13 protein-coding genes are annotated in these 14674 nt (G+C 65.7%); 6 read left to right on the top strand and 7 right to left on the bottom strand.

Annotated elements, in window-relative coordinates:
* Positions 1 to 9: 9 nt before the first annotated feature.
* The 6 genes from IPK20_10410 to IPK20_10385 form a co-directional block, all read right to left on the bottom strand.
* Entirely contained in the window at positions 10 to 747 is a 738-nt protein-coding gene (locus IPK20_10410) for an urea carboxylase-associated family protein (protein ID MBK8017066.1), read from the bottom strand.
* Positions 748 to 1261: 514 nt separating this feature from the next.
* On the bottom strand, positions 1262 to 2623 hold the full coding sequence (gene glnT / locus IPK20_10405) for a type III glutamate--ammonia ligase (protein ID MBK8017065.1): 1362 nt from the start codon (positions 2621 to 2623) through the stop codon (positions 1262 to 1264).
* 35 nt (positions 2624 to 2658) lie between these two features.
* The gene (locus tag IPK20_10400; GenBank protein MBK8017064.1) at positions 2659 to 3507 is read right to left on the bottom strand and encodes an ABC transporter ATP-binding protein; all 849 of its coding nucleotides are present in this window, start codon (positions 3505 to 3507) and stop codon (positions 2659 to 2661) included.
* Positions 3486 to 4301 carry an ABC transporter permease gene (locus IPK20_10395; protein ID MBK8017063.1) on the bottom strand — a complete coding sequence of 272 codons (816 nt, stop codon included), beginning with the start codon at positions 4299 to 4301 and terminating at the stop codon, positions 3486 to 3488. Before IPK20_10395 ends, IPK20_10400 begins: the two co-directional genes overlap by 22 nt.
* 14 nt (positions 4302 to 4315) lie before the next feature.
* Complete coding sequence (locus IPK20_10390) at positions 4316 to 5305, bottom strand: ABC transporter substrate-binding protein (protein MBK8017062.1); 990 nt, start codon at positions 5303 to 5305, stop codon at positions 4316 to 4318.
* A 404-nt stretch (positions 5306 to 5709) separates the two neighbouring features.
* The gene (locus tag IPK20_10385) at positions 5710 to 7089 is read right to left on the bottom strand and encodes a bifunctional diguanylate cyclase/phosphodiesterase (protein MBK8017061.1); all 1380 of its coding nucleotides are present in this window, start codon (positions 7087 to 7089) and stop codon (positions 5710 to 5712) included.
* Between the two features lie 507 nt (positions 7090 to 7596).
* Between IPK20_10385 and IPK20_10380 the strand changes: the two genes are divergently transcribed.
* The 4 genes from IPK20_10380 (at position 7597) to IPK20_10365 (ending at position 11584) form a co-directional block, all read left to right on the top strand.
* Positions 7597 to 8601, top strand: a complete 1005-nt coding sequence (locus IPK20_10380; GenBank protein MBK8017060.1) for an ABC transporter substrate-binding protein — start codon at positions 7597 to 7599, stop codon at positions 8599 to 8601.
* Between the two features lie 162 nt (positions 8602 to 8763).
* On the top strand, positions 8764 to 9768 hold the full coding sequence (locus IPK20_10375) for a fatty acid desaturase (GenBank protein ID MBK8017059.1): 1005 nt from the start codon (positions 8764 to 8766) through the stop codon (positions 9766 to 9768).
* A gap of 40 nt (positions 9769 to 9808) precedes the next feature.
* Positions 9809 to 10606, top strand: coding sequence for an SDR family oxidoreductase (locus tag IPK20_10370; protein MBK8017058.1), 798 nt, complete (start codon positions 9809 to 9811; stop codon positions 10604 to 10606).
* 210 nt (positions 10607 to 10816) lie between these two features.
* On the top strand, positions 10817 to 11584 hold the full coding sequence (locus IPK20_10365) for a 3-oxoacyl-ACP reductase FabG (protein MBK8017057.1): 768 nt from the start codon (positions 10817 to 10819) through the stop codon (positions 11582 to 11584).
* Between the two features lie 499 nt (positions 11585 to 12083).
* Here IPK20_10365 and IPK20_10360 read toward each other — a convergent pair whose 3' ends face one another.
* A complete protein-coding gene (locus IPK20_10360; GenBank protein ID MBK8017056.1) occupies positions 12084 to 12557 on the bottom strand; it encodes a hypothetical protein in 474 nt (157 codons plus the stop codon).
* A 122-nt stretch (positions 12558 to 12679) separates the two neighbouring features.
* Between IPK20_10360 and IPK20_10355 the strand changes: the two genes are divergently transcribed.
* A complete protein-coding gene (locus IPK20_10355) occupies positions 12680 to 13711 on the top strand; it encodes a fatty acid desaturase (GenBank protein MBK8017055.1) in 1032 nt (343 codons plus the stop codon).
* A 25-nt stretch (positions 13712 to 13736) separates the two neighbouring features.
* On the top strand, positions 13737 to 14603 hold the full coding sequence (locus IPK20_10350) for a DMT family transporter (protein MBK8017054.1): 867 nt from the start codon (positions 13737 to 13739) through the stop codon (positions 14601 to 14603).
* Positions 14604 to 14674 lie beyond the last annotated feature (71 nt).

The following is a 14674-nucleotide window of genomic DNA, read 5'->3' as shown; positions in this document are numbered from 1 at the left end:
CGCGAAATTTCACTGGGCGAAGTAGCGCTCCGTGTTGGCAAAGGCCCGGCCGTTCTCGGCCCTGTGGCGGCGGCACACGTCAGCGGCACCGGCCAGACCGCAACGCCACGCCGTGATCTTCAGCGGCTTGGGCGCCCATCCGGCCGCATCGTCGAGCGGGTGCGGGCAAGTCGAAAGCACGACCAGCGCGTGCATGTCGAGACGCAGGTCGACGAACTGTCCGGGCGCCCGATGCGCACGGTCGAAGTGCAGGCCGCCATCGGCATCCGCGGTGACCTTGCTGAACCAGTTGAGGTTGGCATGAAGATCCCGCTTTCCGAGTCCCTGCCGCGCGAGTTCCTTCAGCAGCCCTTCGCGCCCGCTGCGCGTCATGTCGTTGCGGAATTCCTGATAGCGCCGGCGGCCGTAGCGCGCATCGAGCGTCGCATCGTCCATCACGCCGCAGACGGTGTCGTGCCAGCCGCAGGTGTCCTCGATCACGGAACCGATCACCCGGCCCATATCGGTGAACAGGGCGTTGCCCTTTGTCAGGAAGGCGGTGTGCTGCGCCTTGAGCGTGTCCGGCATGTTGTAGCGCTCGAACCGCTCCTCGTGATTGAAAAGCAGCATGGCGCAGTTGGCGCCGCCGTCCGCGTCGGTGAGCCGCAGCGCGACGCCGCGGCGCACGACCCCGGACCAATGGCAACCACCCGGCACCGTTTCTTCCCAGAGGATCTCGCCCGCAGGTGGATTCGTTGTGTTCGACATGATCGATGCTCCGTGATGTATCGCTTTGTGCGGTTGTTTGAACCCCACCCTCACCCCCGCCCCTCTACGCCACCCCAGAAAGTCTCACGACTTTCCGGGGGCCCCGCCGAAGGAGAGGGGAGTTACCTGCGCTGCGCGCGTCTCGGACTGCCCATCCTCACCCCCGCCCCTCTACGCCACCCCAGAAAGTCTGCGACTTTCCGGGGGCCCCGGCCCGAAGGAGAGGGGAGTTGCCTGCGCTGCGCGCATCCCGGACTGCCCACCCTCACCCCCGCCCCTCTGTTCCACCCCATGACGTCTCGCGGCTTTCGAGGGGCCCCGACCCGGCGGCAAGAGGAGTTGCCCGCGCTTCGCGCCTCCCGGATCACCCCTCACTTCGCCCGCAGCAGGTCCCTTCCCCTTCAGTCCGGGGCCCCCGGAAAGTCAGAGACTTTCTGGGGTGGATCGGAAGGACAGGATGGGGGTGGGTTCCCCCGTGCCCAGGGACCAGGGCCTGGAGTCCGGGGCCCCACCCCTAGAACAGCTTCATGTACCTCTTCAGTTCCCACTCCGATACTTCGGTGTGGTAGTCGATCCATTCCCTCCGCTTGAAGTCCGCGTACGTCCGGAACATCCGCTCGCCCATGACCGCCTTCGACAGCGGATCCGCCTCGAACGCGTCCACGGCCTCGTCCAGTGTCCGCGGCAGCCACGTGATGCCCCGCTCGCGCAGTTCCGCATCCGATTTGAGATACATGTTCTCGACGTTGGGCTCGCCGGGATCCAGACCCTCGCGGATACCTTCGAGCCCGGCCGCCAGCACCATGGCCGCGCCCAGATAGAGATTCGACGAGATGTCCGCGGCGCGGCACTCGACGCGGCCGCCGCCCAGGGGAATGCGCAGCATGTTCGTCCGGTTGTTGTTGCCGTAGCAGACGAACACGGGCGCCCAGGTGAATCCGGACATGCTTCCCTGCTTCACCAGCCGCTTGTAGCTGTTCACCGTCGGCGCGATCACCGCGCAGATCGCCGGGGCGTGGCGGAGGATGCCCGCGATGAATTGATATCCCAGCGTCGACAGGCCGCAGCCGCGCGGGTCCTGCGGATCCTCGAAGAGGTTGCGGCTGCCGTCGGGGGTCGCCAGCGACATGTTGTAGTGCGCCCCCGAGCCGGTACGATTTCGGAACGGCTTGGGCATGAAGGTCGCGAACCAGCCGCGCCGATGGGCAAGCTCGCTCACCATCATGCGGAAGAACGTGTAGCGGTCCGCCATGGTGAGCGCATCGCTGTACATGAAGTCCGTCTCGAACTGCCCGTTCGCATCCTCGTGGTCGAACGAGTAGACGTCCCACCCCATGTCGTTCATGGCCTGCACGAGTTCGTCCAGGAACGAATAGTTGTCCAGAAAGCCGCGCAGGTCGTAGCAGGGCTTGTCCAGCACGTCGCGCTCGCTCACCGGCACCGGCTTGCCATCCGGTCCTTCCTTCAGCACGAAGAACTCGGTCTCGATGCCCATGTTGAACCGGTAGCCGAGCTTCGCGCACTCCGCGAGCTGGCGCTTGAGGATGCCGCGCGAGCATGCCTCGAACGGCGCTCCCTGCAGCCACAGATCGGAAGCGAACCAGGCGATCTCCCGGTTCCAGGGGAGGATCGTGCACGAGCCCGCGTCGGGGTGCGCCGCGACTTCCTCATCGCTCACTTCCTGCGGCACGCCGTCCAGCGCCGCGCCCGTGAACAGCTCCGATCCCCGCATCATCTGGCCGAGATGGTTCAGCGGGACGATCTTGGTCTTGGATACGCCGTGGATGTCGGCGAAGCTCGCCAACGCATACTTCACGCCCTGTTCGGCCAGCTTTGCCCTCAGCGCTTCGACGCCGGGCAGATCTTCGGCTTTCACTTCAGCTCTCCATGTGGTGCGATACGCCGCGGCTCTCAGCCCGCGGACATCTGATCCAGCAGGTCGGTGTCGGTCTTCATCCCCGAGGTCTCGCGGATGCGCTCGAGAATCTCCCGCTTCATGTCGAGGAACTCGCGCGTGTGCTTGAGTTCCTGGTGCCGCGGTCCGGTGAAGGGCACCTTGTAGATGGTGTCGATGCGGCCCGGGCGCGGCGCCAGCAGGACGATCCGCTGCCCGAGATAGATCGCCTCCTCCACGTCGTGGGTCACGAAGACGATGGTCGCCTTCTCCAGCTTGAACACGTGCAGGATGAGGTCGTGCATCACCTCGCGCGTCTGCGCATCGAGCGCCCCGAAGGGCTCGTCCATGAGCAGGATCTCCGGCTTGGGCATCAGGGCGCGCGCGATGGCGACCCGCTGCTGCATGCCGCCGGAGAGCTGGCTCGGATAGGCGTGCGCCATGGACGACAGACCGACGAGATTGAGCAGCGCGTCCGCGCGCCCGCTCGCGCGCTCCACGTCGGCGGACGTGAGGTTCTCCCGGTTCACCTTGAGCCGGCGGGTGAAGCGGATGTTGTCCATCACGTCGAGCCAGGGATACAGGCTGTAGTGCTGGAACACCATGGCCCTGTCCGCGCCCGGACCGCTCACCTTCTTGCCGCCCGCGACGATGTCGCCGCTCGTGTGGTACTCCAGTCCGCCGATGATCCGCAGCAGCGTCGACTTGCCGCAGCCCGAGGCGCCGACGAGCGTGACGAACTCGTTGTCCTGCACGTCGAGATCCACGTTGTCGAGCGCCACGACCTTCTGCGCCCCCTCGAACACCTTGCCCAGACCGCGGATGCGAATCTTGGGAGTGATGCTCACGACTTGAGATGCATCCATGGGAACGCCTTGCGATGGCAGAAGCGAAACAGTTGATCGATGACGAGCCCGATGAGGCCGATGAGGATGATGCCGGCGAAGATCTTGTCGGTCTGCAGGAAGCGCTGCGCCTTCAGGATCGCGTAGCCCAGCCCGGAGTTGGCCGCCACCAGCTCGGCCACCACGAGATAGGTCCAGGCCCACCCCATGGTCACGCGCATCGTGTCGAGCAGCGCCGGCTTGGCCGACGGAAGCAGCACGAGCTGGATGATCTCCGAGCGCGTGGCGCCCATCGTCTGCGCCGCTTCGATCTGCGCCGTGGGGACGCGCCGGACGTCTTCCGCCACCATAAGCACCATCTGGAAGAACGTCCCGATGAAGATGATGGCGATCTTCGATCCTTCGTCGATCCCCACCCACAGCATGACCAGAGGAATGAACGCGACGGCCGGCATGTAGCGGATGAAATCGGTGAGCGGTTCCAGCAGCGCCTGAACGGGCCGGAAGGTGCCGATCATCAGGCCGAGCGGCAGCGCGATGACGGCGGACAGCCCCCAGCCGGCCGTGACGCGGTAGATGCTGATCGCCATGTCGCCCAGCAGATGGTCCTCGTCGAGCCACAGCAAGGTGCGGGACCACACCGACCCCGGCGCCGGCATGAACACCTTCTCGACCATGCCGGACGTCGCCACCAGCCACCAGACGAGCAACGGAGCGATGAGGCCGACGGACGCGAACACCCAATAGCGCCGCTGCGTCATCGGCCCGCGTATCGACCACAAGCCGGGCTTCGCGGCCGAAGCTGCTCTGGACATCTCGATTCCTCCGGCTACTTGCCTGCGACTTCCTTGACCAGAGAACCGTCGAGCGCCTTGGCGAACTCCGGTTTGCCTTCGATGAGCTTGTTGTCTTCGAGGAACTTGACGATGGTCGGAGCCGCGCCCAGCAGCGTCCTGGAGGTGGACGTGTCCGTACCGAACGCCTCGAGGTTTTCCTTGGGACCGAAGAAGCGGGTGCCGGGCAGGAACACCTTGTACTCCTCGGGCGTGAGACCGACGATCTTCGACATGATCTTCACCGCCTCGTCGGGGTTCTCGCGGATGAACTTCTCCACGTCGTACCAGGCCTTCACCATGCCGACGAAATCCTTGCGATTGGCGGCGAGCGACTTTTCCTGCACGACCAGCAGATCCGGCACCAGCCCGGGAATCTCCTTGGACGTGAACAGCGCCTTGCCCTTGCCCGACAGTTCGATCTTGTTGACCCAGGGGTTCCACACCGTGGCGGCATCCACGCGCCCGCTCAAGAAGGCGGCGGCGGCATCCCCGGCGGAGAGGTTCACGATCTTCACGTCCGCGGGCTTCATGCCGGCCTTGGTCAACCCGGTCGCGAGCAGGAAGTGCGAGACGCTGAATTCCTCCAGCGCGATGGTCTTGCCCTTGAGGTCCTTGAGGCTCTTGAACTTGGTGCCGGCCATCACGGCATCGTTGCCGGCCGAGTTGTCGTTGACCAGCACGGCCTTCAACGGCACGCCCTTGGCGATCGGCGCCATGGTGTCGGACCACGTCTGACAGTTCGCATCGACCTGTCCCGACGACAGGGCGGCGATGGAATCGCTGTAGTTCGCGAACCAGACGAGCTTCACATTCGCGCCGTGCTTCTTGAAGAAGCCCTTCTGTTCGGCGATGGCCCAGGCGACCCAGCCGGGCCAGTCGCTGTAGCCGACCTTCACTTCGGCAAGAGCGCTGACGGGCGCATACGCGCAGACGGTGACAAGGGCTGCACCGAGCAGCCGGCGGATGTGGCGGAAGGGACGCATCGCGTTCTCCAGACGGATTGGCAAAGGCGAGAGGACCTGCGAACCACTCGGCCTCCCGGGCTTTTGTCCCTCCGTGGAGCCCCGCGTCCTGCACGGGACCGTCGGCTCTCGGACCAGTCAGCGCTGCGCGCCCGGAACCCTAGCCGACAACGACAAGAGCGTCGTGGTGTCCGCTCCTCTCTGGCTTCCTGGATCGCAACGGGCGTGCCACGGCCCCACTCTGCCGCCACCACGGGCCGCAGCGATCACAAGACATTGTTTTGGTTGAGGGGCGGCGGCGTGCTTTCGAGCGGGCGAAAGGCTCACCCCGCGCGCATGGCCCCCGACCCTCGGCACCGCTTCGGTGCGGATGCGCACAAGTCCGGTGCCGGCGCGGTGCGTCGCACGCGCCGGACGGCGCAGGATCAGGCGTAGTGCATTTCCGGTGAAGTGCTGAGGGCGGCCGAGGCCATGCGCTTCCAGCCCTCCATCCACTCCTCGAGTACCGGCGCGGTCATGGGACGTGCGATGTCGTAGCCCTGGCCGTACTGGCACCCCAATGCCTGGAGCACGCTCCAGGCACTGCGTTCCTCGATGCCTTCGGCCACGACACGGGCGTCGAGCCCCTTTGCCAGCGACACGATGGACTGGACGATGGAAGCGTCGCGGCCGCTTCGCTCCAGGCGCGACACGAACAGGCGGTCGATCTTGATCTCGGCGATTTCCAGATCGCGCAGCGATTGCAGCGAGGCCCGGCCGGTGCCGAAGTCGTCGATGGACACCCCGATGCCCGCCCGCATGAACCGGTGCAGTTGTTCCCGCACGCGCGCCGGCTCGCCGCACAACGCGGCTTCGGTGATCTCCAGCGTCAGCAGTTTCGGGTCCATGGCCCGGCTGTCCAGGGCAGCCGCGATCCTCTCGACCAGGCGCTCGTCTTCGAACATGCGGCTGGAGAGGTTCACCGACACAGGGAGTTCGAGTCCGCGCGAAGCCCACTGCCTGGCCTGATCCAGGGCCATGTCCAGGATCGCGAAGGTGACGGGCGAAATGACCGACAGACGTTCGGCCGCGGGAATGAACTGGCCGGGCAGCATCAGCCCGAAGCCGGGGCTCTGCCAGCGTGCCAGCGCCTCGACGCCGACCACCGCGCGCGTTCTGAGATCCACCTTGGGCTGGAACTGGACATGCAGTTCGTTGCGCGACAGCGCGTCGCGGATATGGGAGGCGGAGACCACGGGCGCGCGTTCGGTCTGCGCATCCGCACTGTCGTGCAGTCCGATCTCGAAGCCGCGCCGGGAATGCCTGGCAGTGCCGAGGGCCCGCTGCGCATTGCGCAGCAGGGCAGGACCATCGCCTCCGTGTTGCGGATGAATCGCCACGCCGATCGTCACGCCGGCGGGTACACGAACGCCATCGACAAGAAGCGGGGCACGCAGGGCCGATATGAGCTTCTCGGCAAAGGCCGCCGTACCTTCTGCCGTGGCAGTGCCCAGAAGCAGACACGCGAAGGTTCGCGGGCCCAGCCGGCATACCGAGTCGGAGCGCCGCGCGAGATGAACGAGCCGTCCGGCGAACTGCCTGGCGATGGCGTCGGCATCGCATGGCCGGCCTTGAGCCGCTCCACCCTCGTCCGTCTCCATGTCCAGCACGGCGACGGACAGAGGTACGCTGCCCCGCCCCTGGGCAAGGATGGCCTGGCCGACCCTGTCCATGAACAGGTCCGGCGTCGGCAAGCCCGTTGCGGAATCCCGGAGACGCAATTCCCCCGGAGCGTTCTCGACCTTCATCTGCCCGATCGCTTCCATGACGACACCCTCCCTTCGTCCGGACCGCATGGCCATGATCATAGCCATTCCTGAATTGCCCGGGACGTCAATCGTTTACGCCGCGTTCATGACGATCTTGAGAAATCCTGATGCTGCATTGCAACGGAGAAGCGGTCTTCTCCGCGCCGTCTCGAGGCACCACGATCGCGCGGCGCCGGGCCGGGACGCTCTCGATCGGTGCGCCCAGACGAACGCGGCCCGATGGGGAACGGCGCGCAACCCCATGATTTCTTTAGTCCGCACGGTCCGTCACACTGCCTGGGGGAGATGGCACCGCCCTTGCAAAACACGACAGCAGACGGTGAGCGGTCTCGCGGAATGCCTGCGCGACTTCGTCTAGGAAAGCTAGGGTTCCGGTCTTCGATACGGAAGACGTCTGGTCCGAGAGCGTTCCGGCCTTGCGGCGCAAGGCTCCACGGAGGGAGAAAAGCCCGGGAGAGCGAGACGGCTCCCCATTTTTCCCGATCCGGAAACCAGGAGCCGCTCATGTCGCATCGTCTTTCCCATGTCCTGCGCCGCGCCGGCGCACTCGCCGCCGGCATTGCCGGCACGCTGTTCACCGCCGCCGCGCTGGCCGCGTCCCCCATCAAGATCGGCACCGTCATCTGGATCGGATACGGTCCGTTCTACGTCGCCGATCAGCTGGATCTCTTCAAGAAGTCCGGAGTGAAGGTGACGATGCAGGTCTTCAACGATCCCGCACTGATTCCACCCGCGGTGACGGGCGGATCGGTGGATGGCGGCATGGTCACGTACGACCAGGTGATCAGCTCGGTCGCCAAGGGTTCCACCATGAAGGTCGTGATGCCGATCGACTACTCGAACGGCGGCGACGCGATCGTGGCCACGAAGGACATCACGTCCATCGCGCAGTTCAAGGGTCAGAAGATCGCCTTCAATCCGCTGTCACCGTCGGACTTCCTGCTCTCCTACGCGCTGCAGACGAACAAGCTGTCCGAGAAGGACGTCATGCCGGTGAACATGCCCCCCGAAGGCGTGCCCGCCGGGATGGCATCGGGCGGGGTCAAGATCGGCGTCACCTACGAGCCGAGCGTGTCCGAGATCGTGGCGATGGACGGGGGCAAGAAGTTCCACGTCGTGTTCTCCTCGAAGGATGCGCCGGGCCTCATCACGGACGTGCTGATCTTCAAGGCGGAATACATCAAGAAGAACCCGGCGGTCGTGAAGGCACTGATCCAGGGCTACATCGACGGGCTCGACTACATGAAGAAGAATCCGGCCGAGGCGGCCAAGCTCATCGGCAAGGTCATGGGCGTCTCGGAGAAGGAGGTCATGGAGCAGATGAGCGGCGTGTACAACCCGACGCTCCAGGAGTTCCCCAAGGTCTTCAACAAGAGCACCGAGACCACATCGCTGTACGTGAGCGGCGCGGTCATCTCGAAGATCCTCAAGGCCAAGGGCGAGATCAAGTCCATCCCGAAGACGGAAGACACGATGGATCCGTCCATCGCCACCTCGCTCCTCAAGTGAAACGCGTCCGGATTTCCGTCGGGACGTCCGCATCGTGCCGGCACCGCGTGAGGGGGCTCGCCGCCATTGCGCGCACCGGTGCCGGGGCGCGCGCGGCCGGCGGTCGCTCCTGAAATCCGCGTCTCCAGGCCCTCGTTCCCGCACTCCATCGCCACGCTCGCCATGAAGATCTTCCGATATCCCGGTGGCGCGCTGCCGAACACGGTGGCGCTGTCCTACACCCTGCTCGGTTACGTGTGCGGAATCCATCTGCTCACGGTCGATGCCTGGCTCGCCAATCTCGCCGGCGTGCTGCTGACCGGGCACACGCTCGTCTACGCCGCCTACTACATCCACGAGTTTGCCCACCAGGCAATCTTCCGGTCCGCGGAAGCGAACACGCGCTGGGGCATTCTGATGACGTGGATCACGGGGAGTTGCTACGCCACGTTCGACGCCCTGCGCCGCAAGCACATGCGCCACCACATCGACCGCGCCGACGTCGTGACGCTGGACTACAAGAGCTTGCTGGAACGTTCGCCGCGGTGGGTCTACCGGCTGGTGCTGGCCCTCGAATGGCTGTACGTCCCGGCCGTGGAGTTCATCATGCACGGCTACGTCATGGCCCTGCCGTTTCTCAAGGAAGAACGAAAGGCGGACCGGGGCCGTCTTCTGGCGATTCTCGCGGTGCGGACCGCGGCTTTTGCGGCGCTCGCGTTCGTGAGCGTGAAGGCCGTGCTCCTCTATGCCGTCGCCTACATGATCATGATCCACGCGCTGCGCTTCGCCGATGCCTACCAGCACACGTACGACGCCGTCGCCGTGCTGGAAGGCGGCGAGATCCCCAACGACAAGGTGAGGGACCGCGAATACGAACAGGCCAACACCTACTCGAACCTCGTATCGGTGGCGCATCCCTGGCTCAATCTGCTGCTGCTCAACTTCAGCTACCACAACGCGCATCACGAGCGGCCCATCGTCCCGTGGCATCAGCTGCCCGAACTTCATGCCCAGCTCTATCCCGGCGACTACCGCCAGGTGATCCCGATGATCGATCTGCTGCGCGGCTATCACCGCGACCGCATCTCGCGCATCACCTCCGGAGACTATGGCGAAGTGGGCGACGGGCCAGGCAAGGCGGACAGTTTCCTGGGCGCGGTCGGCGTGTCGTTCCTGACGGCCGTCTGACAGTCACGCTCCGCACCGGCCGATTGGCCACCGCGTTCCCATGCCGCACGCCGCTCCCCGATATGGACTCGAAGACGTGCCCGTCGTCGTGACGGGCGCCGCCAGCGGCATCGGCCGCGGCATCGCCGAAGCGTTCGCTCGTCAGGGGGCGCGGGTCGTCATCGTCGATCGCGACGCCACGAGAGCTGCCGAAACGGCCGAGTCGCTTTCGCGGCATGCGCCAGTGTCGGGACTGGGCGCCGATCTCACCGATGCCGGCGACGTCGCCCGGGTGGCGGAGGGCATCGAGAAGGCCTTGGGACGGATCGGCGTGCTGGTCAACAACGCCGGAACGGAGTATCCGACGCCACTGGACGATGCAGGCCCCGACGCGGTATCGCGCTGGCAATGGCTCATCGACAACAACCTCACGTCGATGGTGCGCATCACGCGTGCACTTCTCCCCTGCATCGAGGACGGCGCCAGCATCATCAACCAATCGTCCATCTGGGGACATTCCGCGGTCGGCGGCTTCTCGGCCTACGTGGCCAGCAAGCACGCGGTCCTCGGGTTGACGCGGTCGCTCGCCTGGGAGCTGGCGCCGCGCCGGATCAGGGTGAACGCGGTATGCCCGGGATGGGTTCGCACGGAGGCCTCGATGCGCTCTCTCGCTTCCATGGCGAAGGACAGAGGGCTGCCGGAGGACACGGTGTTGCAGGAAATCCTCGCAGCCCAGGCGTTCCCGCAGCTGCTGGAGCCGCAGGACATCGCGGGCGCGTATCTCTTCTTGGCCTCCCGCGACGCCCGAAGCATCACGGGCCAGTCTCTGGTCGTCAGCAACGGGGAGCTGATGCACTGATGCCAGGGAAGATCCGATCGATGTGCGTGGTTGCAAGGGAGATCCGGCGGGCGAATGACGCTAAGTTCCGGGCCCGCGGGAGCCTGCGCCGCACGTCGTCGTGCCGCGAACACGCGCTGGCGGCGGTCGACTCCACGAGATGTTGATCCTCCCCTTCGCATCCTGCCTTGCCATCGCCGCTCCCAACTGACACGCGAACCACGTACGCCGATGAAACCTTCCCCACGACCCTACCCTTCACTCGACGGGCGCGTGGCGCTCGTCACCGGAGCAGCCACCGGCATCGGCCGCGCGACGGCGCTGGCGTTCGGACGCGCGGGCATGCGCGTGGCGGTCGGCCATCTGCGACAGGACGCGCTGGCGGACGAAGTGGTCGCCGCGATCCGGTCGAGCGGCGGCACCGCCATCGCCGTGGAAGCGGATGTCGTTTCGTCCGCGGAGGTGGGACGGATGGTCCGGCACGTCGAAGCGGACCTCGGCCCGCTGGACGTGTCGGTGCACAGCGCAGGCGTCATCCAGGAAAAGCCGTTCCTCGAGACGACGGACGAGGACTGGGACTTCGTGGTCGGCGTCGATCTCAAGGGTATCTTCGTATGCTGCCGCGCCGTCTTGGCCGGCATGGCAGCGCGCGGGCGAGGCAACGTGATCAACATCGCATCGGAACTGGGCCACCTCGGCCGCGCGCAATACGCACCCTACTGTGCCGCCAAGGCAGGAGTGATGGGCCTGACGCGATCCCTTGCCCGCGAATTTGCGCCTGCCGTCCGCGTGAACGCCATCGCACCGGGTCCCGTGGATACTCCGATGCTGTCCCTCGACCACATGAGCCCGGAGGTGTTCGAGTCCGAACGAGCGATCCCGGCCGGACGCGTGGGCAGGCCGGAAGAGATCGCCGCGACCGCCTTGTTCCTCGCCTCCGACGAAGCCAGTTTTTTCTACGGGCAGGTGCTGGGGGCCAATGGGGGCGCCAGCATGTGATTCGTCGTCCTCGGTGTACGCGATGCTCCGCATCGCACGTGCACCTCGGCCGGAAGTATTCGTCGTTCGTGTACGCGACCCTGCGGGTCGCACGTGCACGAACGCCGGGAAGTGATCCAACGTCCTCGGTGTACGCGATGCTCCGCATCGCACGTGCACCTCGGCCGGGAGTATTCGTCGTTCGTGTACGCGACCCTGCGGGTCGCACGTGCACGAACGCCGGGAATTGATTCGCGCGACCGCGCGAATCAACTTCAAACCCGATGAACCCGCGAAACCCTCAGTCAGAGAAAAAGCTTGGGACGGCCCGGCGCTTTTTCTTCTCGTGGTGGCGCGGCCCCGCGGGGTCCGCGGAGCGTGATTCTGCGAATGGCCTCGCGAACTCGAACAGCAGGTCCCTTCTCCTTCAAGGAGAAGGACAGGATGAGGATGGGTCCGGGGTCCGGGGTCCGGGGTCCGGGGTCCGGGGTCCGGGGTCCGGGGTCCGGGGTCCCGGGGTCTACGCCCCCATTCCGAACGCTGCCGACGCTCGATCGATCAGCGCCTCGAAACTCGACTTGAGGTGATCCGACATGCGGATCAACCGCGAACGGCCATCCTCCGGATTGTCGATCTCTTCCAGGTAACCCTCGTCGATCGCCCGCTTCACGTACTTCATCGCAGTCTGCACCCCTACGCCCTTGACGTAGCCATAGGCGTCCGTCTTGGGCACCGGACGATCACCCCGCAGCCACAGTTCGGTGAACAGACGCGAGAAGTAGATGTCCGACAGACCCGTCTCCCCGAACGTCTCCACCCACGCTTCGTCCAGCTCGCGCAAACCCTGCAGGAAGCGCCGTCGCCTGTCGTCCTCACGCACCGAAACGGAACGCGTCGACGCACGCGGTGCACCAGGTCTGCCCGCTCCCGGCGCACCCCCTTCGCGCCGCGCTAGCGCGATCCGGGCGGCCTTTGCCTGACGCGTCAGAGCCATGGCGCTTCCGCGTCCGTCACGGCGCGGGACGGAACGATATTTGCATACATTTTTACAGGTATTTTTCCTTTCACAACGGAGGCTACGCCCTCCGTGAAACGTACGCAACACCGGGAGACACCATGTCGGAAGCCATGCAGGAGGCCAGCTACCGCGGCCTGATGCGGGAACGCGAGGGGATCGTTCCTAATACGCTCGCCCTGGGTTACGCGGTCGGGGGCCACGTCCTCGGATTGGCGTTGCTCGTGCAATCTTCGTGGATCGCGGTGGTGGCCGGCATATTGCTCACGGCGCATACCATGGTGATCGCTGCCTATCTCATCCACGAAGCCGCGCACTACACGCTGTTTCGGAATGCCACCCACAACCGCGTGATCGGCGAGATCGTCTCGTGGATCTGCGGGGGTGCCTACGCGTCGTTCGAGCGCATCCGGCACATGCACATCCGCCACCACCGGGACCGGGCGGACGTCACGGTGTTCGACTACAAGTCGCTGCTGCGTGGCCATCCCCTGCTGCGGCGCGTGGTCTACGTGCTGGAGTGGGCCCACCTTCCCGCGGTCGAGCTGCTGATGCACGGACAACTCATGCTCCGCCCGTTCACCCGGCCGCGAGAGCGCGACCGCCGTGGCCGCATCGTCTTCATGCTCCTGACGCGTCTCGCCCTCTTCGCCGCGCTGTTCGCGCTCTCGCCCTGGGCCCTCCTGGGCTATGCGATCGCCTACTGGCTTCTGCTCACGACGCTCAATTTCTTCGATGCGTTCCACCACACGTTCGAGCAGTATTTCACCGACGACGAGCACGTCACCGTGCCGATGAACGGGCGGGACCGCGCGTACGAACAGGCTCACACGTACTCCAACATCGTGTCGCGCCGTTTCCCGTGGCTCAATCTCCTCACGCTCAACTTCGGCTACCACAACGCGCATCACGAACGTGCCGCCGTGCCGTGGTACCGGCTCCCCGCGCTCAATGCGGAACTGTATGGCGAGGCCTCACGCGAGCTGATGCCGCTGTCGGAACTGCTGGGCACGTTTCATCGCAACCGCCTGCGCCGCATCCTCGACGCGGATTACGGTTCCGTGGGTTCCTGCGTGCGGCGTGCGGATGCTTTCGTGGGGGCGCACGGCGTGTCGTTCCTGACCGTCGTGTGACGTGAGACGGAACGGAAACGCGCGGATGGCGGTCGCAGCCCTTCTTCTGAGCGGACTCCTGTGGGGCACGACGTGGATGCCGCTCAAGTACTTCGCCACGCAGGGCCTCACGGGCATCACGGTCACGCTCTGTGCGTACGGGCTGGTCGGCGCCGCGGCCCTCCCCTGGATGTTCCGTCAGCGTGCCGCCTGGTTGCCGCAATGGCGTCTGGTGGCGGGGGTGGGCATGTTCTGCGGACTCGCCAACGCCTGCTTCACCACCGCCATGATGTTCGGCGAGGTCGCCCGGGCGATGCTGCTCTTCTATCTCGTCCCCGTATGGGGCGTATTGGGGGGGTGGCTCTTCCTCGGCGAGAAGATCACCGCCCCACGGTCGCTGGCGGCGGCCATGGCGATCGCCGGCGCCTTGCTGGTCCTGGGCGGACCGGAGGTACTTTCGTCGGCACCGCGTCTGCTCGACTTCGCCGCCATCGGCGCAGGCTTCTTCTACGCCGCCCAGAACCTGTGCGCGCGCGCTTCGGACCGGACACCGGTCCTGCCCAAGATGCTGATGGCGTTCGTGGGGTGCACCGGCGTCGCTGCGTTGCTGTTGCCGTTCACGGGCGTAGGACGCCCCGTGCTCTCCGTTGCGCTGGGACTGGCACTGCTGGCGTTCGCCCTGATCTGGCTGGTCGCCGCCATGTGGACGCAGACCTACGGAGCCAGCCATCTCGAATCCGGCCGGGCGTCCGTGCTGGTGCTCTTCGAACTGCTCGCCGCGGTTGTGACGGCACTGTGGATCGGCGGCGAGCGTCTGGATGCGCTCGGTTGGACGGGCGCCGCTCTGATCGTGATCGCCGCCCTGATCGAGGCGCGCGGCAGCTCCGCGCCTCCGGCACTGGAACACGCATGAACCTCTCCCCCGCGGCGAAGGTTCTCATCGCAGTCGAACGAAACACCGGCACGACCGGCCGGTTCACGGGA

The organism is Betaproteobacteria bacterium (assembly GCA_016713305.1).
In the GTDB taxonomy this organism is placed as follows: domain Bacteria; phylum Pseudomonadota; class Gammaproteobacteria; order Burkholderiales.
This window is presented reverse-complemented; position numbering and strand designations above follow the sequence as displayed.

Coding starts and splice junctions, on each gene's coding strand:
- IPK20_10375 (MBK8017059.1), top strand. CDS start 8,764: ATGAAGATCTTCCGATATCCCGGTGGCGCGCTGCCGAACACGGTGGCG.
- IPK20_10365 (MBK8017057.1), top strand. CDS start 10,817: ATGAAACCTTCCCCACGACCCTACCCTTCACTCGACGGGCGCGTGGCG.
- IPK20_10400 (MBK8017064.1), bottom strand. CDS start 3,507: ATGGATGCATCTCAAGTCGTGAGCATCACTCCCAAGATTCGCATCCGC.
- IPK20_10385 (MBK8017061.1), bottom strand. CDS start 7,089: ATGGAAGCGATCGGGCAGATGAAGGTCGAGAACGCTCCGGGGGAATTG.
- IPK20_10390 (MBK8017062.1), bottom strand. CDS start 5,305: ATGCGTCCCTTCCGCCACATCCGCCGGCTGCTCGGTGCAGCCCTTGTC.
- IPK20_10350 (MBK8017054.1), top strand. CDS start 13,737: ATGGCGGTCGCAGCCCTTCTTCTGAGCGGACTCCTGTGGGGCACGACG.
- IPK20_10395 (MBK8017063.1), bottom strand. CDS start 4,301: ATGTCCAGAGCAGCTTCGGCCGCGAAGCCCGGCTTGTGGTCGATACGC.
- IPK20_10380 (MBK8017060.1), top strand. CDS start 7,597: ATGTCGCATCGTCTTTCCCATGTCCTGCGCCGCGCCGGCGCACTCGCC.
- IPK20_10410 (MBK8017066.1), bottom strand. CDS start 747: ATGTCGAACACAACGAATCCACCTGCGGGCGAGATCCTCTGGGAAGAA.
- IPK20_10360 (MBK8017056.1), bottom strand. CDS start 12,557: ATGGCTCTGACGCGTCAGGCAAAGGCCGCCCGGATCGCGCTAGCGCGG.
- IPK20_10355 (MBK8017055.1), top strand. CDS start 12,680: ATGTCGGAAGCCATGCAGGAGGCCAGCTACCGCGGCCTGATGCGGGAA.
- IPK20_10370 (MBK8017058.1), top strand. CDS start 9,809: ATGCCGCACGCCGCTCCCCGATATGGACTCGAAGACGTGCCCGTCGTC.